The following is a 26676-nucleotide window of genomic DNA, read 5'->3' as shown; positions in this document are numbered from 1 at the left end:
CCCATGAGAGCACTGATGATCAGCAATGACAGCCTGCTGCACGCCGAAGTGGCGGCGCAGGGATCGGCGCGCCTGCCGGCGGTGCAACTGGTGGCCACGCGCCACGGCCTGCGCGACGCCATCGAGCGCCAGTTGCCGGAAGCGCCGGACCTGGTGATTTTCGACGCCAGCGACGTCGAGCCGGCCGAGGGCGAACTGGTGGAGCGGCTGTCGAAGCAGTACCCGGCGGCGTCGTTCATGCTGCTCACGCGCGCGCCGCAGCACGACCTCCTGATTCGCGCCATGCGCGCCGGCATGCGCGAGGTGCTGCAGCTGCCGCTGGTGCACCGCGCCTTCCACGAGGCGATGGACCGCATCGAGGTGGCCGCCGGCGTCAGTCGCATGCGCGACGGCCGCGTGCTGGCTTTTATCTCCTGCAAGGGCGGCAGCGGCGCCACCTTCTTGTCCACCAATTTCGGTTATGCGCTGGCCGCGCTGGCCGATAAAAAAGTGCTGCTGATCGATTTGCACGGCCAGTTCGGCGACGCCACGCTGTACGTCTCGGACCAGAAACCGGCCATGACGCTGTCCGACATCTGCGGCCAGATCGGCCGCATGGACGGCGCGTTTCTCGATTCGTGCCTGGTGCACGTGGCGTCCAACTTCGGCGTGCTGGCGGCGGCCGACGACCCGCAGCACCTGGTGGAGATGAAGCCCGAGCACATGGACACCATCCTGCGCGTGGCGCGCCAGCACTACGACTACATCGTGCTCGACGTGGGCCGCCAGATCGACGCCATCTCGCTGCGCGCGCTCGACCAGGCCGATTCGATTTTCCCGGTGCTGCAACTGGCGCTGCCCGACATCCGCGATGGCCGCCGCCTGCTCGACATCTTCCGTTCGCTCGGCTATCCGGGAGAGCGCATGCGCCTGATCGTCAACCGCTACGAAAAGGGCGGCAAGCTGCGCCTGGTGGACCTGGAGCAGGCGCTGGGCGCGGAAGTGATGCACACGGTGCCCAACGATTACCTGTCGGCCACCGATTCGGTCAACCAGGGCATCCCGGTGCTGCAACTGTCGCGCAGCAGCGCGGTGGCGCGCAGCCTGGCCGACATGGTGGAGCTGGTGACGGCGCGCCGCGTGGCGGAAAGCCGGGGCCTGTTCGACCGCCTGTTCGGCCGCAACGACAACGACTAGGAGAACGATATGAGCTTGCGTGAACGCCTGGCGGTAGCCGGCGATGGCCGCCACGGCGTGCCCGGCATGGCTGGCACGGGTGGCACGATTGGCATCGGCGGTGCGCCCGGCACGCCCTCGCTGGCTGCCGCCGCCTACCAGGATCTGAAAAAAAGCATGCACCACATGATCATGGAGCGCATCGACCTCGAGCGCCTGCAACGGCTTACGCCCGAGCAGTTCAAGCACGAGCTGGCGCTGCTGGTCCAGCGCATCATCGAAGAAGAGCGCATCGTGCTCAATCAGCACGAGCGCCATAGCCTGGTGCTCGACATCCAGCACGAGATGCTCGGCTTCGGCCCGCTCGAACCGCTGCTGGCCGATCCCGGCGTCTCCGACATCCTGGTCAACACCGCCGCCATGGTGTACGTGGAGCGCGCCGGCCGCCTGGAGCTGACCGACGTCACCTTCAACGACAATGCCCACCTGATGAAGATCATCGAGAAGATCGTCTCGCGGGTGGGCCGGCGCGTCGATGAATCGAGCCCGATGGTGGACGCGCGCCTGCCCGACGGCTCGCGCGTGAACGCCATCATTCCGCCGCTGGCGATCGACGGCCCGATCCTGTCGATCCGCCGCTTTGCCGTCAACCCGCTCACCATCGATAACCTGCTGGCCAACCGCAGCCTGACGCCGCCGATGGTGGAGGTGCTGCAGGCGCTGGGCCACGCCAAGGTCAACATCCTGATCTCGGGCGGCACCGGCAGCGGCAAGACCACGCTGCTCAACGTGCTCTCGGGTTTTATTCCCGCCGCCGAGCGCATCGTCACCATCGAGGATGCGGCCGAGCTGCAAATGCGCCAGCCGCACGTGGTGCGGCTGGAAACCCGGCCGCCCAATATCGAGGGCAAGGGCGAAGTCAATCAGCGCTCGCTGGTGCGCAACGCGCTGCGCATGCGGCCCGACCGCATCATCCTGGGCGAGGTGCGCGGGCCGGAGGCGCTCGACATGCTGCAGGCGATGAACACCGGCCACGAAGGCTCGCTGGCCACGGTGCACTCCAACACCCCGCGCGATGCGCTGTCGCGGCTGGAGAACATGGTGGGCATGGCCGGGGTGAACCTGACCCCGCGCGCCACGCGCCAGCAGATCTGCTCGGCCGTCACGGTGGTGATGCAGGTCTCGCGCCTGACCGACGGCACCCGCAAGCTGGTCAGCCTGCAGGAGGTAACCGGCATGGAAGGCGACGTGATTGCCATGCACGAGATCTTCCGCTTCGAGCAGCGCGGGGTCGATGCCAACGGCCGCGTGCAGGGCACGTTTTCCGCCACCGGCGTACGGCCCCGGTTTGCCGACCGCCTGCGCATGTTCGGCGTGCCGGTGTCCGAGTCGGTGTTCGATCCCGACCGGGTGTTCGAGTAGCTCATGGACGCCGTCTTTTCCGCGTTTGCGGTGCTGCTGTTCGCTGCCGTGATCCTGCTGGTAGAAGGGGCGTGGCTGTGGTGGTCGGCGGCACATGGTGGCGGCGCGCGCCGCATCTCGCGGCGCCTGCGCCTGATGGCAGAACGCGGGCCGGGCGGCGCCGAGCGGGTGGACATCGTCAAGCGCCGCACCTGGAGCCGCCGCCCGGCGATCGAACGCCTGCTGCGCCGCATCGGCCCCTGGTGCCGGCTGGCCGCGCTCGACTGCCTGTTGCTGCAGGCCGGGGTGCGCTGGTCGGTGGCGCAGTTTCTCGGCACGATGCTGCTGCTGGGCGTAGCCGGCCTGTTGACGCCCCGGATCGTGGGCCTGCCGGGCGTGGGCGCGTTGCTGGCGCTGGGCCTGGCCCTGGCGCTGCCGTGGATGGTGCTGCTGCGCACGCGCCGCGAACGGCTGGCCAGGCTGGAACAGCAACTGCCGGAGGCCGCCGATTTTTTCGGCCGCGCGCTGCGCGCCGGCCACTCGTTCGCCAACGTCATGCAAATGGTGGCCGACGAATTGCCCGAGCCGATCGCCGGCGAATTTCGCACCGCCTACGAGGAGATCAACTACGGCGTGTCGATGAGCGAGGCGTTGCACAACCTGGCCCACCGCGTGCCGCTCACCGACCTGCGCTACCTGGTCATCGCGGTGCTGATCCAGCGCGAATCGGGCGGCAACCTGGCCGAGGCACTCGGCAACATCAGCCGTCTGATCCGCGCCCGCCTGAAACTGCTGGCGCAAGTGCGGGTGATGTCGGCCGAAGGGCGCATGTCGGCGTGGATCCTGGGCGTGCTGCCGCTGGTGGTGATGTTCCTGATGTCGCTGACGAACCCGGAATACATCAGCGTGCTGTGGACCGATCCGATCGGCGTCTCCCTGATGTGGTACGCGGGGGCGATCGCGGTCGGCGGCGTGTTATGGATGCGAAAACTGATACGCATCCGCATCTGATGAGGGAGCATGGCATGGATGCACAGCATTTGATCTTCCTGGCGCTGGTTTTCCTGGTGGTGGCAGGCCTGGTGTTCATGGGCGTGCGCTTGTTCGCGCCGGTGCAGGTGCGCGAGCGCCTGGGGGGCGTGGTCGCCCCCGAAACGCAAGTGGACACGCTGCAGCAGGGCTGGGTGGAAAAGGTGGCGCACGCGGCGCAGCCGTTCTCGCGCCTGTCGGTGCCGGAGGAGGGGTGGGAACGCTCGCCGCTGCGCACCCGCTTCATGAATGCCGGCTGGCGCAGCGCCTCGGCGCCGTCGCTGTACTTCGCCGCCAAGACCGTGCTGGCGCTGGCGCTGCCCGCGCTGGCAACGCTGCTGGTGGCGGCGTTCAGCGGCCGCGCGCCGCAGCAAGGGCACATGGCGCTGCTGCTGATCGCCGCGAGCATCGGCTATTACCTGCCCAACCTGGTGCTGGCGCGCCGGGCCACGCGCCGTTGCCGCGAAATCTTCGAGACCTTTCCCGACGCGCTGGACCTGCTCACCGTGTGCGTGGAGGCGGGCCTGAGCCTGGAGCGCGCGCTGGCCAAGGTGGCCGGTGAAATCCACATCAAGAGCGTGACGCTGGCGCAGGAGCTGCAACTGGTGCTGATGGAAATGCGCGCGGGTTTTTCCAAGGAAAAGGCGCTGCGCAACCTGGCCTTGCGCAGCGGCGTGGAGGACGTCGATACGCTGGTGGCCATGCTGATCCAGTCCGAACGCTTCGGCACCAGCATGGGCGATTCGCTGCGGGTCCACTCCGACAACCTGCGCAGCAAGCGCAGCGTGCAGGCCGAGGAGGCGGCCGCCAAGATCGCGCTCAAGCTGCTGTTCCCGCTGATCTTCTGCATTTTTCCCACGCTGATGCTGGTGCTGATCGGGCCAGCCGGCATTTCGATCTACCGTTCGATGGTACCCCCGGGTCAATGAAAAGGAGTGCACGATGAAGACCAACCCGATCGCCACGGCAACTGCCGCTGCTGCGCTGGCCGGCTTGCTGCTGGCAGCCTGCGGCGGCCTGCCCGCCGCCAGTGTGGCAACGCCGACGCCGACGCAGCAGGACGCCACACAGGATGTGATCACGACGCTGGAACGCGCCTGCCTGCTCGATCCCATGAATGCGGCCAACTGGGCGCGCCTGGCCACCGCGCTGGAAGCGGACGGCCAGCGCGAACGCGCCACCCGCTTCTACCAGCAGGCCGCCACGCTCAGTGCCCACGATGCGCGGCGCGATTATGCCTTGCTGGCCGGCGCTGCTGCCGGCACCACCGTACCGGCTGCGCTGCCGGCTTCCGTGCAGGCCGCCGCCGACGCTTACCCGGATATGCCGCGCACGCAGGTGCGGCAGATCGGCGCAGCGATGGTGCAGGTGGTACGCGTAGAGGCGCCGGCTTTGGCTGCACGCGTGGCGCCGGCCGTGGCATCGTCGCCGGCGGTAGCAGTAGTAGCAGCAACGGCAACGGCAACGCCAGCAACAGCATCGTCCGCAGCGCCGCCAGACCCGGTACGGCTGGAAATCAGCAACGGCAACGGCGTCACCGGCGCGGCTGCCAGCCTGGCGCGGGTGGCGCGCACGCTGGACCTCGATGGCTTGACCACGATGCGCCTCACCAACTCCCGGCCGTTCACCGTGCCGCGCACCCGCATCGAATACCCGCATGCGCAGCGCGCGCTGGCCGAGGCACTGTCACACCAGCTGGACATACCGCTCAAGGTGCGCCGCGATACGGCGCCGCGCGACCTGCGCATCGTGCTGGGCCACGACAGCGGCCGGCCGAAATAAAAAAACCGTCCGGATGGAGATCATCCCCCGGACGGCGAAAAAAACACACCCATGTGTTTACCTGCTGCTGCCGGCCCGGGATCGTCCCTGCCGGCGCATTCTTTACTGCCAGCTCACGCTGCCCAGCCCCTGTGCACTGGACTGGCGGTTGGCCGGCTTGCCGTAGACGGTGGCCGAGCCGAGTCCGCTCAAGCTCAGGTTGGCGCGAGTCCTGGCATACACGCTGGCGCTGCCCAGTCCCGTCAGTTGCACATCGACCGATTCCGCCCGCAGCTGCTGCGCATCGAGGCTGCCCACGCCACCGAGGGAGGCGTTCAGTTGCTTGGTCTGGCCGATCATCTCTATGCGGCCAGCACCGTTCAGATGCAAGTCGACGTTGTCGCTGTTGCCGGCGTTGACGGTCATGCCGCCTATCCCGCCCAGGTGGACATCGACGTTGCGATATTGTGCGTTGACCTTCACCGCTCCCGCGCCTTGCAGCGTGAGGCGCAGCGTGTCGCCGCTAAAGCCGTTCACTTCGGTGGCGCCCACGCCCCCCGAGATTACTTCGCGCAGGTTCGGTAACGTCAGTTCCGCGCGCAGGTCCTGCTTGTTGCCAAAGCTGATGCTGTTACTTGTCTTGCCGGTGTCGATGCGCAGCTGGTCGCCGCTTTGCAGTACCGTCACCTTCTTCAATGCTTCCGGCTTGCCGTACAAGGTCAGCGATGCCACCGGCCCTTGTTTGACCTTGACGCTGATGACGCCATCGAGGTTGAGATTGACAGTGCGCGCATCGACGCTGCGGCTCTCGCTGGTCAGCTCCGCGGCCAGCGCGGCAGGGGTGCCGCTGCACAGAACCGCAGCCAGCATGGCGGCCTTCAGGGTGGTTTTCATCATGCGCTCCGTCGTGGTCAGCTAGGGGATTACAGTGCGGCTTTTTCAGCAGCGGTCAAGCGCTTGGCGGTGATGGTCACCACCTGCATCGGCGCTGCTTTCGCAGCCTGCGTCGTCACGGCGTCGGCGGCGATGAAGATGCGTGGGGCAGGGGTGCTGGCGGTGGCCAGCGAGGTGGCGCCAGCGATGATGGCGGTGGCGATGAAGATGGCTTCCATGTTTTTTGCGATGTTCATTTTGAGCTCCTTGGGGTGGTTAGTTCGTTGCGATGAGTGAACTATAGACAAGGGCCCTCGGGACATCCACCGGGATGTGACGAAGTGCAAAAAACGGGGGGCAGGCTGCGGATAAAGGGGGCGTAAGCGGTGCTATGCCGCACCGCACAGGCGGTTTTGGCTGCCGGCATACAGCGTGGTGATCCAGGCGGATACCGTTTTGAAGCGGGCGATCGAACCGGCATCGCGGTGGCTGAGCAGCCAGATGTCGCGCAGCACTTCCACTTGTTCTCCCAGGCGCAGCAAGCCTTCCTGCTCGCCCATGATGCAAGGCAGCAGCGCCAGGCCGACGCCGGCGCGGCAACCGCGCACCATCGTGCTCAGGCTATTGACCTTGAGCACCCGGCGCGGCGCCGGCGACAGCGTCGCCAGCCACTGCATTTCGCCGGTGGCGGCCAGCGCGTCGTCGTAGGCGATCCACGGCTGTTCGCCCCAGGCGTCGCGGGCAATGCCGGCAAAACGCGGGTGGCCATAGACGGCAAAGCCGAGGTCACCGAGTTTGCGCATTACCAGCGCCGCATCGTCGCCCGGCTTGCCGAGGCGCAGCGCAAAGTCGGCTTCGCGTCGCGTGAACGACAGGTTCTGGTTTTCGGCCTGCAAGGTCAGCGCGATGTGCGGATGGGCTGCGTGCAGCGCCGGCACATGGTCGAGCAGCCAGTAGTCGAACAGGAAGTCGATCGAGGTGATGTTGACAGGGCCGGCGGTGGCGTCCGCCTCCTGGTTGGCCGCTTGCAACATGCTTTGCACATTGCCGAACACGCCGTCGGCGTGACGCACGAACACCTGGCCGGCATCGGTCAGGCGGTAGCCGGTGTTGTCGCGGATAAACAGGCGCAGCTGCAAGGATTTTTCGGCGGCAGCGATGCGGCGGCTGATGGTGGAGGCATCGACGCCCAACTGCCGGCCGGCCGCGCTCATATTGCCGCTGCGGGACAGGGCAAGAATCAGGGGAATGTCGTTCCAGTCGAAGTCGGTGCTCGTCGGCATCTTGGGTTCCAGGGGAGAAGGGGCTGCATTCTTGCAAAGTGACCTTGCAGGCTTGTCTGTTCCACAAAACCGGCGGCAGGCCTAAGATTCACTCCATCGCAACGCCGCCGGCCAGAGACTCTAGCACAGCGGTCACCCACAAAAAATCGACTAAAAGGATGAAGATCATGAACAACGCCAACATCAACCTCGCCCGCCGCAGCGCCTTCTTCAACAGTGTCGGTGCCGCCGCTGCTGCCGCGGCTATTCCGCTGACCGCCATGGCTGCTGGCAGCGCCGAAGCTGCCTCCGTGAAAAACGCCGGTCCTGTTGCCCACACTGTCAGCACCATCACCACCCGCGACGGCGTCGAGATTTATTACAAGGACTGGGGTCCGCGCACCGGCCAACCGGTCGTGCTCAGCCACGGCTGGCCGCTGAACGCCGACAGCTGGGAGTCGGCCGCTTTCCACCTGGCCAATAACGGCTTCCGCGTGATTACCCATGACCGTCGCGGCCACGGTCGTTCGAGCCAGCCATGGGACGGCAACGACATGGACCATTACGCCGACGACCTGGCGCAACTGATCGAGACGCTGGATTTGAAAAACATCATCCTGGCCGGCTTTTCCACCGGCGGCGGCGAAGTGGCCCGTTACGTCGGCCGCCACGGTACCAAGCGCGTCGCCAAGCTCGGCTTGATTTCGGCCGTACCACCGCTGATGCTCAAAACCGCCACCAACCCGGGCGGTCTGCCGATCGAGGTGTTCGACGGCATCCGCGCCGCGTCGGTTGCTAACCGGGCGCAGCTGTACCTGGACCTGGCGTCGGGCCCGTTCTACGGTTTCAACCGTGCCGGCGCCAAGCCGTCGCAAGGCCTGATCAACTCGTGGTACGCCCAAGGCATGCAGGCCGGCCACAAGAATACCTATGACTCGATCAAGGCATTCTCGGAAACCGACTTCCGCGACGACCTGAAGAAATTCGACAAGCCGACCCTGGTAATCCACGGCGACGACGACCAGATCGTGCCGATCGACGCCGCCGGCAAGGCCTCGGCCGCGCTGATCAAGGGTTCCAAGCTGATCGTGTATCCGGGCGCGCCGCACGGCCTGACCGATACGCACAAGGAAAAATTCAACGCCGACTTCCTGGCCTTTGCCAAGTCGTAAGGGCTCGATGAACCCGGGAGGCTCGCCAGCGTCCCGGGTTCACGGCGAAATATTTTAATAAAATAGCTTGCTATCAAATAGCGCGCAATATATATTGCACACATCGGCGCCGCACTTGTGACTGTAGCAAGGGAAAACATAGCGCACTACCAAATCGTTTACTATTAAATTTCAGGAGCAGATCATGAGCAACGTTCATCAAACCCAGGAAGTCAGCCTTTCCCGTCGTTCGGCCTTGTTCAACAGCGTTGGTGCCGCCGCTGCCGCCGTGGCCATCCCACTCACCGCCATGGCTGGCAGCGCCGAAGCTGCCTCCGTAAAAAACGCCGGTCCGGTCGCCCACACCGTCAGCACCATCACCACCCGCGACGGCGTCGAGATTTATTACAAGGACTGGGGTCCGCGCACCGGCCAACCGGTCGTGCTCAGCCACGGCTGGCCGCTGAACGCCGACAGCTGGGAGTCGGCCGCTTTCCACCTGGCCAATAACGGCTTCCGCGTGATTACCCATGACCGTCGCGGCCACGGCCGTTCGAGCCAGCCATGGGACGGCAACGACATGGATCACTATGCCGACGACCTGGCGCAACTGATCGAGACGCTGGACCTGAAAAACATCATCCTGGCCGGCTTTTCCACCGGCGGCGGCGAAGTGGCCCGTTACGTCGGCCGCCACGGTACCAAGCGCGTTGCCAAGCTCGGCTTGATTTCGGCCGTACCACCGCTGATGCTCAAAACCGCCACCAACCCTGGCGGCCTGCCGATCGAAGTGTTCGACGGCATCCGCGCCGCGTCGGTTGCTAACCGGGCGCAGCTGTACCTGGACCTGGCATCGGGCCCGTTTTACGGCTTCAACCGTGCCGGCGCCAAACCGTCGCAAGGCCTGATCAACTCGTGGTACGCCCAAGGCATGCAGGCCGGCCACAAGAATACCTATGACTCGATCAAGGCATTCTCGGAAACCGACTTCCGCGACGACCTGAAGAAATTCGACAAGCCGACCCTGGTAATCCACGGCGACGACGACCAGATCGTGCCGATCGACGCCGCCGGCAAAGCCTCGGCCGCGCTGATCAAGGGTTCCAAGCTGATCGTGTACCCGGGCGCGCCGCACGGCCTGACCGATACGCACAAGGAAAAATTCAATGCCGACTTCCTGGCTTTTGCCAAGTCGTAACAGCTGATCGCATGATCGGGTAGCACGCCACGGCCGGCAGCGAGCAATCGCCGCCCGCCGTTTGCCGTTACACTACCGACAACCAACCGGAGCTGCGATATGAAAATGCTGACGCTCGTCATGACCTTGCTGCTGTGCGACCAGGTGGCCGCGCGCGATTGCGTGATGCGGGTGGCTTATCCGGACCGCGAGCGTTTGCCGTACTACATAGGCAATGGCGCGGTGGTGCCCGAGCCGGCCGGCCCAGGTGTGGAACTGTTGCGGGAAGCGGTGCGCAGCGTCGGGTGCACCGCGCAACTGGTGCGGCTGCCGACCGCGCGCTTGCGCTACGCGCTTATCGATGGCAGCGTGGACCTGGCGCCGGTCGATCTGCGCGACGGCGAACAGCGCTATTCGGCCTTGCCGCTGACCGCTGGCGGCATGCCCGACACGCAGCGCGGCATCCGCGTGGCGGCCGTGGTGTATGTGCGCACCGACGACCGCATCGCTGCCGCTACCAATCCGCGCGTCTATTTCAGACAGCGTAAGCTGGCCACCAACCAGGGCTCGCCACTGGGCGAGCAACTGCGCGACGAGGGCTACACTGTCGATAGCGGTACCGGCGACTCCTTCAACAACCTCGATAAACTGATCTTCCGGCGCGTGGACGGCTTTGCCATGTCGCTGGCCAATGCCGATGCGCTCGACCGTTCGGTCGCAGAGCGCTACGGCAACCGCGTGGTCCGTCTGGCCACGCCCATCCGTGCTTCCACGCTGTGGCTGTCGTCGAACAGCACGTATCACCAGGCCCATCGCGAACAGATGGAGCAACTGTGGAACTGGTGGGGCAATAACGCGGCGCGCCGGCTCGGCGAGCTGCTCAGGCAGCCTCCGCCGTCGAGGTAGCGCGCCTGCCTACAGTTTTGCCATTCTCTGCACCTGCCTTTATACTCGCCCCCTTCAATTGGAGTGTGAGTATGAAAGTCCTGGCATCAGCCGCCTTGTTGGCATTGTGCGGCCAAGTGTGCGCCAGCGATTGCGTGGTGCGCGTGGCGTATCCCGACCGTGACCGGCCGCCGTATTACCTCGGCAACGGCCCCGCCATACCGGACGTACCGGGGGCCGGCGCCGAACTGCTGCGGCAGGCGGTGCACGCCACCGGTTGCACGCCCGCGCTGGTGCGCCTGCCGCCAGCCCGCATCAAGCTTGCGCTCACCAACGGCAGCATCGATTTCGCCCTGGTCGATTTGCGCGATAACGAAACACCGTATTCGGCCCTGCCGCGCACCGCCGCCGGCCTGCCCGACACGCGGCGCGGCATGCGCCTGACTGCCGTGGTGTACGTCCGCGCTGTTGATGGCCTGCCGGCAAGTACTGTTCCAGGCGATTATTTCCGCAACCGTATTCTGGCCTCGAACCAGTCCTCGTCGCTGGGTGACCAGCTGCGCGCCGATGGCTACAAGGTTGACGATGGTTCGGCCGACGCCTCCAGCAATATGGAAAAGCTGATGTTGCGCCGCGTGGACGGCTTTACCATCGCCGTCTCCAACCCCGATGCCGCCGATGCGGCGGTGACCGCACGCCAGGGCGCCAACCTGGCCCGCCTGCCGATCCCGCTGCGCACCTCGACCGCCTGGCTGTCGGCCAGCACCGCTTACCACCAGCAGCACCGCGAGCAAGTGGAGGCGGTCTGGACGTGGTGGAGCGACAATTCCACACGCAGGCTGGCGGAGTTGGTGCGGCAGTATGGAAAGGTGGTGGTGCCTTAGTCGAGTAAAGCTAATTCAGGCAGCAACACCCCCGTGCTTGGCCGTGACAGCAAGCTGCAGGTTCAGCGCGCTGAGTACTTTCGAAAAATTCTTCAGGCTGGGATTGCCTTCTGCCGACATCAAACGGTACAAAGCAGTTTCGTTCAAGCCGGTTCGCTGTGCGATGATTTTCATCCCGCCCTCGGCGAGGGTAAGCTGACGCAACAGGATCAGCATATCGCCGTACTCGCCATCATTCATCACCTCGTTAATCAAGGCAGCCCGGAATGCAGGATCCGCTTGCAGCATGTCGGCGACGACTTCATCGTGTGGCTGGCTACTACGGTTTTTTGTGGTCATCTTGTTGCCTTTCTTTCCAATCTTCCCGTATGAAACTGCCGTGTTGATATCGGCGTCTTGCGTTGTTTTATCACCGCCGCATAACAGCAGAATTATTTGCCTACCTGAAAATGCATAGTAGACGCGATACCCAGGCCCTTCATCAACGCGCATTTCCCAGACCCCTTCCCGACAAGGCTTGTGGTCGCCAAAGTTACCGTGCTCAAAACGCGAAATCCGCTTTGTAATCTTGGCTTTAGCGATAGGGTCGCGCAGCGAACGCAGCCATTTCCCAGCAACATTCACCGCATTCGAATTCAAATAGTATTGGATATCGTAGTTCATTTTCGTATATATACGAACCAAGATCAAGTTGACGTTCGTGGATACGATACAGAGGGACTAAAAGGTGAGACGCAGGATACCAACTGGAAATTGAACCGAAATCACCCGAACTTTTTCACCAACCCAACATACCACCTCCGCGCCACGAAATGATCGGCGCCGCGCTGGCGCAAGGTGCTCGCTTCGGTGCGATAGCGGCGCCGGCTGCCGTCGAACATATCGTTGGCATTGACGGTCAGGCTCAGCGTGCCGGTCAGTTCGCGCTTCCAGGTCGCGTTGACGCTGCTGGTAGCGCCATAACCGCCCAGCGGTGTGATGCCGGCCGACTGCCACTGGGCGTCGAGCGACAGGTCGTCTTGTCCCGCGTGGTAGCCGGCGCGCAGTTTCAGGTAGCCGGCCACGTCATGCTGACGGACGTGGTCGTACAAATCGGGCGACTCGAGCAGCACGGCATAGGCGCCGCCGTCCAGTCCCAGGCGCCACGCGGGGGATGGTGTCCAGTCGAGCGAGCCGCTCACGCCGGTGGAGCGGGCTCGGCCGCCGTTCAGGCGCGACGTGACCAGCACGTTGTTGGCGCTGAAACTGCGGGCGTCGATGACCGTGTCGCGGCTGACTCGGTAGAACGTGCTCATGCTGGCGCTTACCCGGCCGGCCTGGAGATTGGCGCCCAGTTCCCATGAGGTCAGCCGTTGCGGTTGCAGCCCCGGATTGCCGCGACTGAGGTTTTGGGCATCGATGTACGTGGAAAACGGATTAAGGTCGCGCGGATCGGGCCGTTGCAAGCTGCGGCGGTAACCGAGCGTGAGGTCGATCTTGTCGCTCAGCGCGTAGATGCCGTGCAGGCTGGGATTGAAGGCGTGCCAGCGCCCGGTTTGTCGTGAAGCTTGTGCCGGCGTGATGCGCAGCGCCATGTGCTCGAGGCGGCCACCGAGCAGCACTTCCCACCGGCCGCGCTTGATCTTGTCGGTAAGATAGGCGGCCGTGAGCGTGGTCGCTACCGCGTAGCCGTTGGTGGTGGCGGGGTCGGGCGTTTCGGTGCCTGCCGCGCGGTCGACCACGGCTTGATAATTGGCGAGTTCGTTGATTTCGTCCTGCACATCGACACCCATGCCCCACTGGCCAAGTGCCGATATTCGGGTCCAGTCCAGCGTGGCCTGGTTGAGCCGGCGCGCCGCCCCGGTGGCGCCGCGACTGTCGCTGCTGGCGCGCAGCGGTTCCAGGTACACATCGCTGTACGATTTATCGACCAGGCTGCGCGTGCTGCTACGCGCCAGCACTGCCTTGAGCACCGAGCCTGTTCCCTGGCGGGTATAGGCGAGGCTGGCGTCGTGGTCGGCCTGCTGGTTGGGACCGGTGGAGATGCGGTGAAAAATCGTTTGTGCGGCACCGGTGGTGTTCTCGTTGAGTACGTCGAACCACGGCCGCGAACGGCGCTGGTTGTGGTGAGCGGACAGGCTCAGGCTGTCGGTAGCGCTGAGCGCGTAGGCTATGCCCAGGCCGGCGCTGTGCACGATGCGGCGCACGAACACCGACGATGTCTGCTTGGTCTGCCCGGTTGCGCCGTCTTGCGGGTTGTTCCAGTCAACGGTGGACTGGCGGAACTTTTGCGTGCCGTCGCGCCGGTAAGCCAGACTGCCGTTCACGCTGAGTTTGCCGGTGGTGACATCGCCCGAGGCGCCGGCATTCCACAGCCCCTGGTCGGCCGCGCTGGCGCGCCACTGCGCGTGCGCACCAGGCTGGCGCTGGCGTTTCAGGACGAGATTGACGATGGCGCCGCCATTGGCGTGATAGGCGGCCGACGGATTGGTGATCACCTCCACGCTGGCGATGTCGGCGCCGCTCATGGTTTGCAGCGCCACGGCCCGCTCGTCACCAGCCAGCATCGCGCTGGGCTTGCCATCGACCAGCACCGTGACGTTGGCATTGCCCCTGACCGAGATCGTGCCGTCGGCGGCGACCGACAATTCCGGCGTTGATTGCAACACATCCTGCGCCGTGCCGTTCTGCGCCCTGGCCATGGTGGAGACGTCCACCACGGTCTTGTCCACCTTGCGGACAACGGCGTCCTTGTTGGCGGTGATGGTCACGCTCGGCGTGCCATCATCCTGCGCAGAGGCAAACAGCGGCAGCGCTGCCACGCCCAGCCACGCCAGCACTGAGGGGTTCATCAGAGCGAGCGTTGCGCCAGTTCGCCCAGGAATGCTTCGCGCGTCTTCAGTCCGGCATAGCTCTCCGATGTGACCGGATGCTGCATCAGCCGGGCGAACACGAGCTTGCGACCGTCCTTGACGGTCCAGCCGACAAACCAGCCGATATTGTTGTCCCGGTCCGCGCGGCCGTTCGCCAGCCGCACGGGTGCGGTGCCGGTCTTGCCGTGGACTTCCCAGCCGTTCGGCGCCGCGTCGACCTTGAGCAGGCGCGCGGTCACGTCATACGCCTGCTGCGACACCGCCAGTTCGCGGTTGACCACCTTGCGCAGGAACTCGGTCTGCTGTAGCGGGGTAATGCGCAACGTGGGGGACAGTTCGGAGACCGCGATGGCATCGTCCACGCCGGCGACGCTGGCCAGGTTGCGATTGCCGTAGTCGAAGGCTTGCACATAGCCGCGCACGCTGGCCGGACCAAGGCGCTTGGTCACTTGCTGCGAGTACCAGACGATCGATTCACGCAGCCAGCCGGCCGGATCGGTGCCATGACGCCAGGACGGATTGGGCGACGCATAGCTGGCCTTGTACGGCAGGTACGGTGCATGGTCGTCGCGCAGCACGCCGCTGTCAAAGCCCATCAGGCTGATGGCGATCTTGAACGTCGAAGCGGGCGTGACGCTGGCGTCGCAGGTACCCTCGCGCACCAGCGCCGCACCGCTGGCGGCATCGACCATCATGGTGCAGTCGAGCGTTGCCGACGCCGTCGCGATGGGCTGTGCGGCGGCGATATCCGGGCTGTGGCGCGCCAGCAAGCGCACCGGTTCGATGGCGGGCTCGGCCGCCTGCCAGGCCAGCGCCGGTTGCAGCGCGAAGTTGGCGATGGCCACCGCCGCCAGGCTGCCCAGCGCCACCCAGCGCGACCAGGCGCCACGCGCCGTGGCGGGTGTACGGATCAGGCCGATGCGGGCGGCCAGCGTGGGGGCGTGGCCACCATTGGCATCGCTGGCGCCGAAGGCCAGCGCCATGCCGGCCGGGCGGTACTGGAGCTTGAGTTGCGCCACCAGCGCCGCCGCATATGCCTTGCGTTCGGCTGCTGGCCGCCCGCGCAGCACATCGCGATCGCAGCCGAATTCCTGCGCCCAGCCCAGGCGTGCACCCAGCAGCCGCATGAAGGGATTGAACCAGAACAGGCTTTGCAGCAAGAGCGCCGCAGCGCTCCAATGCAGGTCGCGGCGGCGCCAGTGCGTCAATTCGTGCTCGACGATCAGCTGCTGCTGGAGCGTATCGAAACCCCGTAAATGGCGCGGCAGCAGCAGGCGCGGCCGGAACAAGCCCAGCAGCATCGGCGACATCGGCACATCCACTTCGACCACGGCCAGCGGCGACGCCTGCGCCGTCATGTGCTGCGCAAAGCCGGCATGTTCCGACGCCGCCAGCGCACGACCACTGGCAGCCAGCGCATCAAGCAAACGCTGGGCGCGCTGCCAGCGCCACAGCGCGTGTATCAGGCCCAGCAGATACAACACCAGCCACGCGCGCCCGGCATCGCGCACCCAGGCTGACAGCGGCCTGCCGGTAGCGCTGGATGTCAGCCCCAGGCCTGGCGCGGGCGTAGCCGCCACCGCAGCATGGGTTTCGGGAGATGCCGGCGCGGCAGTCATCGGCGCTGCTGCCGGTTCGACGATCTCGATGATCGGCATCACGCGCAAGCTTTCGGCGGGCGGCCACAGCATTGCCAAGAACACCGCAGCCACCGCCACCTGCCCGCACAGCCACAGTGAGCGCTGTTGCGCCAGCGCCGGCAGAGTGCGCCGGCACAACACGGCCACTGCCCACACCGCGCCGCCGGCCGCCAATGAGCCGGCGGCGGCCAGCAGCAGGCGCGCCAGGACGATATCGAGATCGATCGGCATCATGGCGCGCCGTCCGCATCATCGGGCCAGTGTTGCAGCAGTTGTTCGAGCTGATCGAGTTCCTGCTCGTCCACCAGCTTGCTGCCGGTGAACATCATCACCGGCAACGGCGTATCGATTTCCATCACGCGCTTGCCGAAGTCGCGGGCGAACGCGGCCAGCGTATCGACTTTTTCCAGCACCGCTTCATAGACCTGCACGCCATGGCTTATTTGCTGCGCGACCATGCGCTTTTCCAGCATGCGCTCGAGCGTCTTGCGGGTGGACGAGTACGACCAGCCCAGTTCTTCCTCGACACGCTCATGCAGTTCGCGTGCGCTCAGCGGCTGGTGGCGCCACAGGGCTTTGAGCAGAGTCAGTTCGGTGATGGAGGGGATGGACATGGCAAGCTTTCTTGTGACGGGTATGGCAATGATGTGACATATGTCACATCGCGTCAAGCGTTGCGTGATTTTGTGAGAGTGAGGCGTGAACCAGCACTGATCTGCTGGAATAAATTGCGCTATTTTTTTGTGTAGATGCCGCCGACCACAAACGTCGAGCCGCTCGTATCAAGCGAGAAAAGTTGATTCCCTTTCAGATAGAGCCCACCGCGCGCTGTCGCTGCCAGTTGCACCCCTTCGTCACGCACGCAGGTGCGCGAGCCGCCGCCGAAATCGATACACCATTGCGCCTGTCCATTGAGGGTTGAGCGAACCACACCCGATCCGGTAATTTGCATCGAATACGACGGTACCGACGAACTCACGGAATCAACCTTGATGGGAGTGGGTGCTGCGCCCTGTGTCAATTGGACCGATGCATCGACCGAACCGGTGAATACGACCGTGAAATTCGCGCTCAACGTTTCTGTCGCAAGGACCGGTCCCGTACAGCCGACGAGGGCGAAGTATTCAGTCTTGCTTGAAATGGCAAGTGCGCCAGATGCATCGATGGTGAACGTTGCCGTCTCGCGCTCCCTGCCATCGCACGGCGCCTCCCAAACGCCGGCATAGGCGGCTAAAGCCGACGTTGCCGGGGTTGGCGCCGGCGTGGAAGCACTGTCGCCGCCACCTCCGCCGCAAGCGGTAACCAATGTGCATACCAGGGCGATGGCCAGTTTGTTTTTCATGTAGAAATCCATTAATCAGCACAATTGCCGAGGTCGTGGGCATTATATGAAAAGTTGACGATAGGAAAACTATCCAATGGTCACGACACGATCGGATTAACTGCGCGTCTCCGCGCGCTGGCACACCCTCGCCATCGCAACTTGCCAGCACACTGAACGAAGAATCGAGGATCATGCAGCGCGTACGCACCCATTCTGCACCGGTCAGGCTGGCGGCATCTTTTCAAGTGCACGCGCAGCGGCAAGCAGGCCGCCCAAAATTTTGTCTGCAACCTTTTCGGAAAAACCCACAGGAAGGTCGCTGCGGACCTTCTCTACAATTGCGGGCGTGCGGGCAATGAAATCCTGCAGCAGCGGCTCTGCGTTTGCGCCGTAGCCGACCTCTTTTGCAGTGCTGTTGAAGTGCCGCCGCTGGATGTTGTGCGCCAGATAATGGCGATTGCTGCCCAAGAGTGCCATCGCCATTTTGAGTTTGCGCTCTGCCCACTGGTTTGGACCGGGACCGATAACGGGATACCCCGACATCACATCATACATAGGCGTCAATTTGAACCTGCCCGCCCCGGCAAGTAGCTGGATACTGAAATTTTTGGCGTGGCCGTCTGGCGCGCGCAGCATCCAGAACAGCAGTTGCGATGCCATGAGCGTGTGCATGTCGGCGGCACTCTCCCGCGATTGCTGCAGAAGAGTAAACATCTGTTTTAACCCCGGCCCACCGTCATTTTCGTATTTCAACAGCGGGGATGTTCCCGTCGCCTGGCAAAAATCCTCCTGGACGAGCCGGAACAGCTGACTCCCGTCGGACGAACGCTTGCGGTCGAATCGTTCGACCACCAGCACCCGTTGCGTGCCGAACGTGGCAATTTCCGCATTCGCCGCAGGCAGCCCGTATTCCTTGAACAAGCGCAGGCACAGCCATTCATTATCGACCGAGGTGGAGAAGTCTGCCCGCTTTCCGCCGACCATGCCGATGGGGAGCTTGAAGATGTGCGTAGTCGGCGTGGCGCCGCGCGGCTTGAGCCATTTACCATCCCACCAGAGGAATGCGTCCTTCTCTTGCGCGCCGGCCAGTGAAATCCGGAAGTCGTCGTCGGAGTCTTCCGGTGCACCGTGGCGCTCCAGATTCACCACTTCGAGCAGGTGCCGCTCGATGGCTTCCTCGTCGACGGCGACGCCATCGACTTGCCCAAGTCCGTGGGGTTTTCCGCCTTCAGGCAGCAACTGCAAAGCCCCGGCACAATCCCGGCCGACTGCGGCTAACAGGTCGAAAGGCTCGAGCGAGCCGGTCTTGAACCGGGTCGCGATACGTTTGCGAATGATGTCGCTATCCGGTAGCAGGCCCTCGAAGTAGTTGGAGACATTCACGCCCTTTAGCGGCTCATTGCGCATATTGAACGGTAACGACAGGGAGATCGGGCGGCCAACCTTGGAGCCGCGCCAGCCGGCGTCGTACGCCAGTTCGGAGCTCCCGTTGGCGTTGACCGTCCACCGGCCGACGTAATCGCCGTTGGCCCACAGGTGTAGTGTTTGGCTGTGCGAGCGGCGACCCATCGCTACCACTCCGCCGGGCTGCTGGCAGTGTCGCGCTCTCCCAGGTGCAGCTCCAGCTCGAGCGCCGAGCACCAACTGAGCAGCTGCTTGATGCTGATTTCGTCGGCATGGCTCTCAAGGTAAGAGATGCGATTCTGGCTCAAACCGATGCGAATCGCCACCGCAGCTTGGGTGAGTTTGCGCCCTTTGCGTGCCGATACGAGTAGCTGGCCGAGCTGTGCAGCGGTGAGCAGAAGATGGGCAGATGACATGTCGAATATCCGTTACTCAGATAAGTTCACTTTAGCTGGTTTTCAGATAAAGTCAATATAGCTGAGTAACGGATAAAATGGCTTCGGCTGTAGGCATTCGATAATGGCCAAGTCGTTAGCGCATGCGACGTAAACACATCAGGATAGCGCTCAGTGAGGCACGCAAGTTTGGTCCATACAAGAATTTGTGGTGGTGGGGAGCTTGTCGGTTCTGAGAGTTAAGGAAGTTCTCGGCAGCCAGCGTAACGCGGGCTGGTATTTTTCTGATGCTGGGCGCTGGAAGCTAGCACAGATAGTCGCGTGCCGATTGCTATGAAAAGCAAGGCGAAGAAAAAAGGGTCACAAGCCAAAACCTGTACCCCTTTATTTTTACTGCCAATTTCTGGTGCCGACTGCCGGACTCGTGTGTCGTTACGGTTCAGCTAGTTAGGGCATTGTTTTGACAAATTTTGGTAGTGTCTCGATTTTGGCTATCGAATTTGCAATCGAGGGTTATCCAAGCACCTCTCCATTTTATCTAATTATTTCTAAATAATTTATCCGAAAATCAAGCTCTTTTACTGGCGGACTGTTTTTGGGTGGCATCAATAACTACTATATCAGAAGCGACTTCGCCTGCTTCCAAGCGCTCTGAACGTATTTTTTGGATTGTAAGAAGCTTATTACCCAAGTCTCCATAATCAATTATGACAAATATTCCAAATGAGGTTTTTGCTGCTTCTTTATAAAATTCGAGTTGCTTTTCATAACCATGCTTGACTGTACCGTTAGAACGTTTCATTTCCACTAATACGCGAGCCTCATACCCTTTGCTGAATTTGAAATCGATAGGCCCGCCACCCATGTTAGCTTCAGGCGAAATATCAATGTCATTTGCCTTGCAAAAGCAGTCAGCAATCGCGAAATATATCAACTGAGAAGCTCTTTCTTTTTTTGGAATGCCATTTGCCCAAAGTGCTTCCCAAAGATTTCCATTTTCCACATGTTGTCTAAATGCATTTATTGTCTCGTGCACAACCTCAAGAATTTTCTCTGGCCCACCTGATAGATCAAATTTTTTATCTACCTTGAAAGTTTTTATATCGGATTGAAGAACTTCTTTTAATCTTCTATAGCCAAGTGGGTCATCATCTTGGCTATAAGCTTGGTTGTAATCTTTAATTGATTTTAGGAAAGAGCTGAATAAATCAACTGATTCTAATGCGGCTTTTCGCACTGCTTCTTTTCGCTCAATTGTAGTGATTTTTTCATGCCCAGCCAAAAAAGAGTTTACTTTTTCACGAAATTTCTGATTAAAAGAGATTGCTTGATATATTTCAGAGGGATCATTTGAAATTGGCAATTCTCGGACAATGTCACTTGGAACAAGAAGAACATATTTCTTTTTTCCTCGACCGAAAGCAAATGACGGGAGACTAAATTTGCTTTGACCATCTTTATCACTTGTGGGAATTCCATTGGTTAAGCAAAAATTTTCAGTTATCTCAGATAGTTGCTCTACAATTACTCTTGTAGTGAAATCGCTTATGGTATCGGGACCAACGTTTTCTTCGAAGAAGCCCATTAACCCCAACATTTCAGGATCTTTGCTTCCGAGAGTTACAATTTCCTTTGACGTTCGAAGTATAGTTTCGCGAATTGCTTCTGGCCTCGAACTTCCTGATCTACCACTTCCACCATATCCAAGTCCATTATCAGCAGGCTCACTCAGATCGAGAAGGCGCCGGGCTGCTTTCCATGCGGCATCACCTTCTCGCTCCGAGATTTCTAATAATCGTAAAAAGTCGCTGAAATGCTTTCTAAATGCGGATAACGCTTTTTCCTTGATTATCTCATTTGATGATTTTTCTAGTAGCGTTGGATCAATAAATAGTTGAGTATCGACATTTAAAAAAGGGTCTATTAATCCTGACGCTTCTAATACACCAGGTTTCAGACCAAAGTAACTCGAAAATAAAATAGGGTTTTGTACTCTTGCCATTGTCTAATCGCCTATAAATGTGAACGCCATTACTACGAAAATTCTTTTGCTTAACCAGCGTTTTTCTATGAAACTTACAGTTCTTTGGGAATTTAGGCTAAACTACCTGTAGGTTAGCTTAGAATTTTCTGTAGCAGAATCCCATACTAAAAAATTCGTATTCAAATCGATATTTTTCTCAAGCTTCTGCGTAGCGAAAACTTTCCTAAATATGGCGATAATATTATTGAATTCGGGAAATCAATTATTAATCTATATTTCCGAAGGTGTCCCGATGCAAGTGGGCCGGGGCTTTGCTTTGATCCTTTGGCAAGTCAAACGACATTGTTTATAAAATTTGCACTCAACTGACAATCGAGATAGCTATCTATTCCATAGGCCTCTCTGTTGCACCAAGGATATCACTCTTACGAAAATTAAAATTCACGAATTGTCACCGCTGGCAGGCTTCTGAAATATCGCCTCGCGGTCTCGTTGGGTGGCCCCGACACCGTCACCTGAAGCTTGGTTTCAAGGAACTAAGAGAAGGTGGTCCGGAAAAGGGACCGGAGCCGAGAACTGCGAGCCCTCCAATGCAAAACGCCGATCTTCATGGATCGGCGTTTGGTGAGTTATGTTCTTGGCGGCCCGGGGCAGAATCGAACCACCGACACAAGGATTTTTAATTTGCTTGTCGATCTTAGCGGACCCTCCACCCATAGACAAAACCATCGTTTGCCGGACGGACATAGCACACTTCTGCTTGAATTTTCCACCCTGGTAAATTGCATTCGGTCAGGCTATCGATAGCTCCATACTGTGCCAGACGATAAGCTGATTTTCCTTGGGGAGTATTCGCCCATGATGCCGCTGCCTTCTCGTCTTTTGCTTCAACGTAGGCAGCTGCGTATCCCTTGTCATATCCTGACTTAAAGGCTCGGTTGTGTACCGACCAGCCAAAAGCGCTGAAAGCCATCACGCATACGGCGAGGCAGGTTGCAATCCAAATCGCCGCCTGCTTGACGACCGTAAGCCTAGCTACATCCCGCGCCGTGGCGGCAACCGCCTTCGCAAGATCGGCCTCCGCCACAGCCTTGGTCGCATCCAGCGTTGAAGTAGCTGTCCTCTGAAACTCTAGCAGTGTTTGCGCGGCAGCCTGCTTGATCAACTCTGGAAAGCGCGAGTACATGTTGTCGTAATGCTGCAACGCGATCAGCACCAGCCACAACGCATCATTGTTCTTCAGGTCCAGCGCATCGCGCACTTGGTACAGACGCTGACGTTCGGCGTCGGTAGGTTGCCGCGCCAGCAGCCTGGCGAAGGCGTCATCGAGATCATTCATGGGGTAATCGATCCATCATGGTTTTGACTGCACCGCGCCACCGTTGCAGTTCGGCGCGGTTTCCCATCGGAAGCTCTGTGGCCGCCTGCGCGATGTTGAGGCGCTTGCTGTAGATGTCGTCGCTCACCCGGTCGGCCAAGTCGGGGAAGGTCAGCGACAAGCCCCCGCGCTCCTCGACCACGGTGCGCCGCTTGGAGCCGTTGTAGAGCTCGAACTTGCGCTCCTCGCCAAAGTAGCCATTGCGGATGACGTGGACCACCGTGTCGGGAATGGCATCCATGTATTCCTTGAGCAGCTCCAGGCTGTCGCGCTGGCGGTTGATCACCCACAGCGTGATCAGTTTGCGTTTCAGCTCGGGGAGGGTGTTGCTCAGGATGGTGCCGTATGCGTTCACGGCCTTGTTGCTGCGTGCGGCAGTGTTGATGACGATGGTGCTGTCCGCATTGCTGTCGCAGAGGTTAATCAGTTCGATCCAGCCATCGGCATTGTCCAGGTCGAGCAGGTCGCTGCGGATGGTGTCCTTGTAGGCCTTCCAGACATCGGGGTTGCTGGTGTCCGCGTCGATCAGCAGCAGGTCTGCTTCTTTCTGGAGCAGGTAGTCGATGGTGGCCATGGAAACCATGGATTTACCGACGCCACCTTTGCCGCCGCCAATCAGATAAATGTTGTTTGCCATGGTGCTTCTCCTAAATTTCGTCGGTGTCGGAAGGTACCGGGAACGACGCGGGCTTGGTCGCTGGCGGCGGCTTCTGTGGCACCGGTTTCGGAACGGCGGTCGCTGCTGAGGGTTTTTTGCGTGCCGGTTTTGTGCGCAGAAGATAGTTCTTCAGCGTTGGCGTTGCGATGTCCAGTCCCTCGCCGCGCAAGGCCTCCGCAATTTCCGCGAGGGCGTACCCGCGCTTTTGCAGCGCGGTAATTTCCTTGATCAGCACCGCGACTGCGGCCTGCTTGCTGTACTCCTGCCGACGCTTTTCCACTGCCGGCATGTCGCGCAGCTTGGCAGCGATCGCATCGAGTTGCTCGCTCGTATATTTCATGATCCCGCTCCGTATGTCTGCAGTCACGGTAGCACCGCAGTTGTGGCCGGCTTTGTGGCAGATCAGTTCGTGGCGGCTCGTGGATCGTAGACTGTGGTGGTGCGCGAAAGAGATACAGGATGGCCCTTGTCTCACACACGCTGCGCATGTGGAGCCAAGGGACGCCATGCCATTCGGCGCTACGCTTCTCACGGCATGGCTCATCCTGCAAGGGGCAAGCCCCTTGACCCCAGACACGCTGCGCGCGGCGCGGCACCTGCAACCGCAGCCACCGACGGAGCCACCATGCCCTTCGAAAAACAAGGCCAAGACGCCCTCGACGCAGTCATCAACATCCGCGTCACCAAAGCAGAAAAAGCCCGCCTGCTGGAAGACGCCGACCTGGCCGCCCTGAGCATGTCGGAGCTGGTCCGCCGCCGCTACTTCGGCCGCCCGATTCTCGCCAGCGCCGACCAGGCGATGATCCGGGAGCTACGCCGACTCGGCGGCCTGCTCAAGCACATCCACAACGAGTCGGGTGGCGTCCTGCACCGCGATACCGCCGCTGCACTGGCAGCGATCAAGGCCTACATCGAGATGCTCTCCCATGATCGTCAAAAAAATTAAGAACCCGAAGAAGTCCGCCACCAAAGGCACGCGCGTGAAGCGGCTGATGGACTACATCCGCGCACCGGAACAGGAGAACGCCAAGGAGAAGTGCCTGTACGCCGGCGCGCGCGGCTTCCTGTCCGACGACCATGCAGCGCAGAAGGCGGAAATGCTCGCACTGGCGCAGGAAGCAGTACGCAGCGCCGACACCATCAACCACTACGTCTTGAGCTGGCAGGAGGGCGAACAGCCGAATCCGCGCCAGGTCGAGGAGGCCGTCGATATTTTTCTCCAGGAGCTGGGCCTCGAAGAACACCAGGCGATATATGGCCTGCACGTGGACACAGATAACACCCACCTGCACATTGCCGTCAACCGCGTACATCCCCAGACGCTCAAGGTGATCAAGCCCAATCGCGGCTTCGACATCGAGGCCGCACACAAGGCGGTGGCCCGCATCGAGGACCGGCAGGGCTGGCAGCGGGAACGGCATGGCCGGTACCAGGTCAAGGATGACGGCGACATCGAACGCGCGGCGCATGGCCGCAGCGGACCGCGACCACCGGAGCAGGCCAAGTGCGACATGGAGCAGCGCACCGGCGAAAAATCCGCAGAGCGCATCGCCATCGAAATTGGCGCGCCGATCATCAAGGCCGCCACCAGCTGGCAGAAGCTGCACCAGTCTTTGGCCGAAGAAGGCATGCGCTATGAACGCGTGGGCAGCGGGGCGGTATTGTTCGTCAACGAGGTGGGCGTCAAAGCCAGCCGCGCCGACCGCGAGGCCAGCCTGGGCAAACTGGAAAAGCGACTGGGAGCATTCGAACCATCGCAGCAGCCACACATGGCCGAGCGCGCGCCCGAGCCGGTGCAGCACGACGTGCCGGGGTGGGCGCAGTACATCCACGGCCGGCGCGCTCACACCGAAGCAAAGCAAGGCGCCTGGAAAGCGTTAAAACAGCGCCAGGAGGCCGAACGCGCCGCACAGGTGCGACGCCACAGGAAGGAGCGCGCGGAGGTCTTGCAGGGGCGCTGGAAGGGCAGGGGAGAACTGCGCAACGCGCTGGAGAGCATCCTGGCGGCGAAGCGGGCCGGCGAACAGGCGGAGATGCGCGAGCAGCAGCGCAAGGATCGGGCAGCACTGCGAGAACAGTATCGGCCATATCCCGACCTGAAGCAGTGGCTGCGGCAGCAGGAACAGCCGGAGCTGGCCGAGGAATGGCGCTACCGTGCGAACCAGGTCGCGCACCTTCGCGGCACTGCCGACACGGCAAAGCCGCGCGACATCCGCGATTACACGTCGCAGATCGACGGGGACCAGGTGCGGTACACCGCGCGCGACCAGAAGGGCAGGGGAACGGAAGCAGCGTTTGTCGATAAGGGCCGTGAGATCGACATCCACACCTGGCGCGAACGCGCCAGCGTACTGGCCGCGCTGCAGCTGGCCGAGCAAAAATGGGACAGCTTCGATGTGTCGGGCCGGGCGCAGTTCAAGGCGCTCTGCGTCGAGCTGGCCGTCGAACACGGCTTCAAGATCAACAACCCCGAGTTGCAAGCGCAGATCGCCCAGGAGAGACAGCGGCAACTGGAAGCGCGCGTCATGCCGCGCACGGCCGGGACATCGCCAACGCCACCGAGCCAGAGCCGCACCGAGGCGCCGGCCACACCGCTGCCGCAGTCCGATGAGCTTAGTGCCAGGGCCTATTCTCGCCACTATCGCGACGTCATGCAGCGCCAGGCAGGCAAGGTCACCGATCTGTCGCGGGTGGATGCCATGATTGCCGTGCGCATGCGCGCCACCGGCCACACGCAGCAGCAGGTCGAATCGGCACTGCGGCTTTGCGCACCGATGATGCATCCGAAAGTTGCGGTGCGCGACTGGGACAATTACGCCCAACGCACGGCGGCATACGCGTTCGGCGCTGACGGCCAGCGCCAGGGCGAGGAACTCAAAAAATACTGGAACCAATGGCAACGCCTCGAAGCGCGGCCGGAAGAACCTAGCCGCGATCACGGTCGCGGCAGATCCCGCTAAGTGTGGGATTGTCTGCGGGGTTTTACCGCGCTACAACCCGAAACAGCAAAGCCTTGATCAAGGATCAACCGGCCTCATCGCAGTAGCACACCATGGTTGACGGTGCGACGGTTGGTGAATTTTTCTCAGCGAACAGTGGCACTTTCCGCGAGGATTCTTGCCCTGTGCAGTGCAGGAATCCTCATGCCAAGGATGCCGATGGCGGTCGGCCGGAGCGACGTGATGGAGGCCATGATGAACACCGATGAACTGCTGGAAAAGCTGCTGGACCATTTGACCAAACCACCGCCAGTACAGCTGCCGGTGGCGATCGATTTATGGGATACGCGGCACATTGCCGCCTACCTCAAGCGGTCGGTCGATACGGTGCGCGACGACATCATCACGCTGCCCACGTTCCCGCGCCCGATACGCCTGCCCATGCGTGGCGCCGTGCGCGCGCAGGCGCTCTACAAGGCGCGTGACGTGATCGCCTGGGCCGAGCGGCATGTAGCCAGATAGCT

Annotated in this window: 26 protein-coding genes; 12 read left to right on the top strand and 14 right to left on the bottom strand. The window is 61.6% G+C overall.

Annotated elements, in window-relative coordinates:
• Nucleotides 1-3: 3 nt before the first annotated feature.
• Genes F8197_RS19700 through F8197_RS19680 form a run of 5 tightly spaced genes read left to right on the top strand, consistent with a single transcriptional unit; the run spans nt 4 to nt 5367 of the window.
• Nucleotides 4-1176 carry a CpaE family protein gene (locus F8197_RS19700; RefSeq protein ID WP_152883264.1) on the top strand — a complete coding sequence of 391 codons (1173 nt, stop codon included), beginning with the start codon at nt 4-6 and terminating at the stop codon, nt 1174-1176.
• A 9-nt stretch (nt 1177-1185) separates the two neighbouring features.
• Nucleotides 1186-2577: a CpaF family protein gene (locus F8197_RS19695; RefSeq protein ID WP_152883263.1), complete on the top strand. Its 1392-nt coding sequence runs from the start codon at nt 1186-1188 to the stop codon at nt 2575-2577.
• 3 nt (nt 2578-2580) lie between these two features.
• Nucleotides 2581-3567 carry a type II secretion system F family protein gene (locus F8197_RS19690; RefSeq protein WP_152883262.1) on the top strand — a complete coding sequence of 329 codons (987 nt, stop codon included), beginning with the start codon at nt 2581-2583 and terminating at the stop codon, nt 3565-3567.
• Between the two features lie 14 nt (nt 3568-3581).
• Nucleotides 3582-4514, top strand: a complete 933-nt coding sequence (locus F8197_RS19685; RefSeq protein ID WP_152883261.1) for a type II secretion system F family protein — start codon at nt 3582-3584, stop codon at nt 4512-4514.
• A gap of 13 nt (nt 4515-4527) precedes the next feature.
• Nucleotides 4528-5367 (top strand): LytR C-terminal domain-containing protein, encoded by an 840-nt coding sequence (locus F8197_RS19680; RefSeq protein WP_152883260.1) that lies wholly within the window; start codon nt 4528-4530, stop codon nt 5365-5367.
• 102 nt (nt 5368-5469) lie between these two features.
• Here F8197_RS19680 and F8197_RS19675 read toward each other — a convergent pair whose 3' ends face one another.
• The 3 genes from F8197_RS19675 to F8197_RS19665 all read right to left on the bottom strand — a co-directional run bounded on the left by F8197_RS19675 (nt 5470) and on the right by F8197_RS19665 (nt 7502).
• Complete coding sequence (locus F8197_RS19675) at nt 5470-6240, bottom strand: GIN domain-containing protein (RefSeq protein ID WP_152883627.1); 771 nt, start codon at nt 6238-6240, stop codon at nt 5470-5472.
• Nucleotides 6241-6269: 29 nt separating this feature from the next.
• Nucleotides 6270-6476 (bottom strand): hypothetical protein, encoded by a 207-nt coding sequence (locus tag F8197_RS19670; RefSeq protein WP_056142317.1) that lies wholly within the window; start codon nt 6474-6476, stop codon nt 6270-6272.
• 132 nt (nt 6477-6608) lie between these two features.
• Nucleotides 6609-7502 (bottom strand): LysR family transcriptional regulator, encoded by an 894-nt coding sequence (locus F8197_RS19665; protein ID WP_152883259.1) that lies wholly within the window; start codon nt 7500-7502, stop codon nt 6609-6611.
• 158 nt (nt 7503-7660) lie between these two features.
• Here F8197_RS19665 and F8197_RS19660 point away from each other — a divergent pair, with 158 nt between their 5' ends.
• The 4 genes from F8197_RS19660 (at nt 7661) to F8197_RS19645 (ending at nt 11578) form a co-directional block, all read left to right on the top strand.
• A complete protein-coding gene (locus F8197_RS19660; RefSeq protein ID WP_373996915.1) occupies nt 7661-8653 on the top strand; it encodes an alpha/beta fold hydrolase in 993 nt (330 codons plus the stop codon).
• Nucleotides 8654-8837: 184 nt separating this feature from the next.
• Nucleotides 8838-9830: an alpha/beta fold hydrolase gene (locus F8197_RS19655; protein ID WP_152883257.1), complete on the top strand. Its 993-nt coding sequence runs from the start codon at nt 8838-8840 to the stop codon at nt 9828-9830.
• Nucleotides 9831-9929: 99 nt separating this feature from the next.
• Complete coding sequence (locus F8197_RS19650; protein ID WP_152883256.1) at nt 9930-10715, top strand: hypothetical protein; 786 nt, start codon at nt 9930-9932, stop codon at nt 10713-10715.
• 71 nt (nt 10716-10786) lie between these two features.
• Nucleotides 10787-11578 carry a hypothetical protein gene (locus F8197_RS19645; RefSeq protein ID WP_152883255.1) on the top strand — a complete coding sequence of 264 codons (792 nt, stop codon included), beginning with the start codon at nt 10787-10789 and terminating at the stop codon, nt 11576-11578.
• A 15-nt stretch (nt 11579-11593) separates the two neighbouring features.
• On the opposite strand, the gene F8197_RS29360 is transcribed toward F8197_RS19645, so the two are convergent.
• The 11 genes from F8197_RS29360 to F8197_RS19590 form a co-directional block, all read right to left on the bottom strand.
• The gene (locus tag F8197_RS29360; RefSeq protein WP_152883254.1) at nt 11594-12241 is read right to left on the bottom strand and encodes a type II toxin-antitoxin system RelE/ParE family toxin; all 648 of its coding nucleotides are present in this window, start codon (nt 12239-12241) and stop codon (nt 11594-11596) included.
• 101 nt (nt 12242-12342) lie between these two features.
• Complete coding sequence (locus tag F8197_RS19635; protein ID WP_152883253.1) at nt 12343-14409, bottom strand: TonB-dependent receptor; 2067 nt, start codon at nt 14407-14409, stop codon at nt 12343-12345.
• A complete protein-coding gene (locus F8197_RS19630) occupies nt 14409-16304 on the bottom strand; it encodes a M56 family metallopeptidase (protein WP_152883252.1) in 1896 nt (631 codons plus the stop codon). Before F8197_RS19630 ends, F8197_RS19635 begins: the two co-directional genes overlap by 1 nt.
• Entirely contained in the window at nt 16301-16684 is a 384-nt protein-coding gene (locus F8197_RS19625; RefSeq protein ID WP_152883251.1) for a BlaI/MecI/CopY family transcriptional regulator, read from the bottom strand. The genes F8197_RS19630 and F8197_RS19625 overlap by 4 nt, the downstream gene beginning before the upstream one ends.
• A 119-nt stretch (nt 16685-16803) precedes the next feature.
• On the bottom strand, nt 16804-17412 hold the full coding sequence (locus F8197_RS19620; protein ID WP_152883250.1) for a hypothetical protein: 609 nt from the start codon (nt 17410-17412) through the stop codon (nt 16804-16806).
• Nucleotides 17413-17616: 204 nt separating this feature from the next.
• Nucleotides 17617-18963, bottom strand: coding sequence for a type II toxin-antitoxin system HipA family toxin (locus F8197_RS19615; protein ID WP_152883249.1), 1347 nt, complete (start codon nt 18961-18963; stop codon nt 17617-17619).
• A gap of 2 nt (nt 18964-18965) precedes the next feature.
• Complete coding sequence (locus tag F8197_RS19610; protein WP_152883248.1) at nt 18966-19214, bottom strand: helix-turn-helix domain-containing protein; 249 nt, start codon at nt 19212-19214, stop codon at nt 18966-18968.
• A 547-nt stretch (nt 19215-19761) separates the two neighbouring features.
• The gene (locus F8197_RS19605) at nt 19762-21195 is read right to left on the bottom strand and encodes a hypothetical protein (protein ID WP_152883247.1); all 1434 of its coding nucleotides are present in this window, start codon (nt 21193-21195) and stop codon (nt 19762-19764) included.
• Between the two features lie 679 nt (nt 21196-21874).
• Nucleotides 21875-22516 carry a DUF6753 family protein gene (locus tag F8197_RS19600; RefSeq protein ID WP_152883246.1) on the bottom strand — a complete coding sequence of 214 codons (642 nt, stop codon included), beginning with the start codon at nt 22514-22516 and terminating at the stop codon, nt 21875-21877.
• Nucleotides 22509-23192 carry a protein mobD gene (locus tag F8197_RS19595; RefSeq protein WP_152883245.1) on the bottom strand — a complete coding sequence of 228 codons (684 nt, stop codon included), beginning with the start codon at nt 23190-23192 and terminating at the stop codon, nt 22509-22511. The genes F8197_RS19600 and F8197_RS19595 overlap by 8 nt, the downstream gene beginning before the upstream one ends.
• Before the next feature lie 10 nt (nt 23193-23202).
• Nucleotides 23203-23553 (bottom strand): protein mobC, encoded by a 351-nt coding sequence (locus F8197_RS19590; RefSeq protein WP_227012327.1) that lies wholly within the window; start codon nt 23551-23553, stop codon nt 23203-23205.
• Between the two features lie 285 nt (nt 23554-23838).
• Here F8197_RS19590 and F8197_RS19585 point away from each other — a divergent pair, with 285 nt between their 5' ends.
• The 3 genes from F8197_RS19585 to F8197_RS19575 all read left to right on the top strand — a co-directional run bounded on the left by F8197_RS19585 (nt 23839) and on the right by F8197_RS19575 (nt 26674).
• Complete coding sequence (locus F8197_RS19585) at nt 23839-24159, top strand: MobB mobilization protein (protein WP_152883244.1); 321 nt, start codon at nt 23839-23841, stop codon at nt 24157-24159.
• Nucleotides 24140-26173 carry a TraI/MobA(P) family conjugative relaxase gene (traI, locus tag F8197_RS19580; protein ID WP_152883243.1) on the top strand — a complete coding sequence of 678 codons (2034 nt, stop codon included), beginning with the start codon at nt 24140-24142 and terminating at the stop codon, nt 26171-26173. Before F8197_RS19585 ends, traI begins: the two co-directional genes overlap by 20 nt.
• Nucleotides 26174-26356: 183 nt before the next feature.
• Entirely contained in the window at nt 26357-26674 is a 318-nt protein-coding gene (locus F8197_RS19575; protein ID WP_227012326.1) for a hypothetical protein, read from the top strand.
• Nucleotides 26675-26676 lie beyond the last annotated feature (2 nt).

Origin of the sequence: Duganella sp. FT27W (genome assembly GCF_009295655.1) — a bacterium.
Classification (GTDB): domain Bacteria; phylum Pseudomonadota; class Gammaproteobacteria; order Burkholderiales; family Burkholderiaceae_D; genus Rugamonas; species Rugamonas zoogloeoides.
The sequence above is the reverse complement of the archived record's forward strand: the minus strand, read 5'-3'. Positions and strand labels throughout refer to the sequence as shown.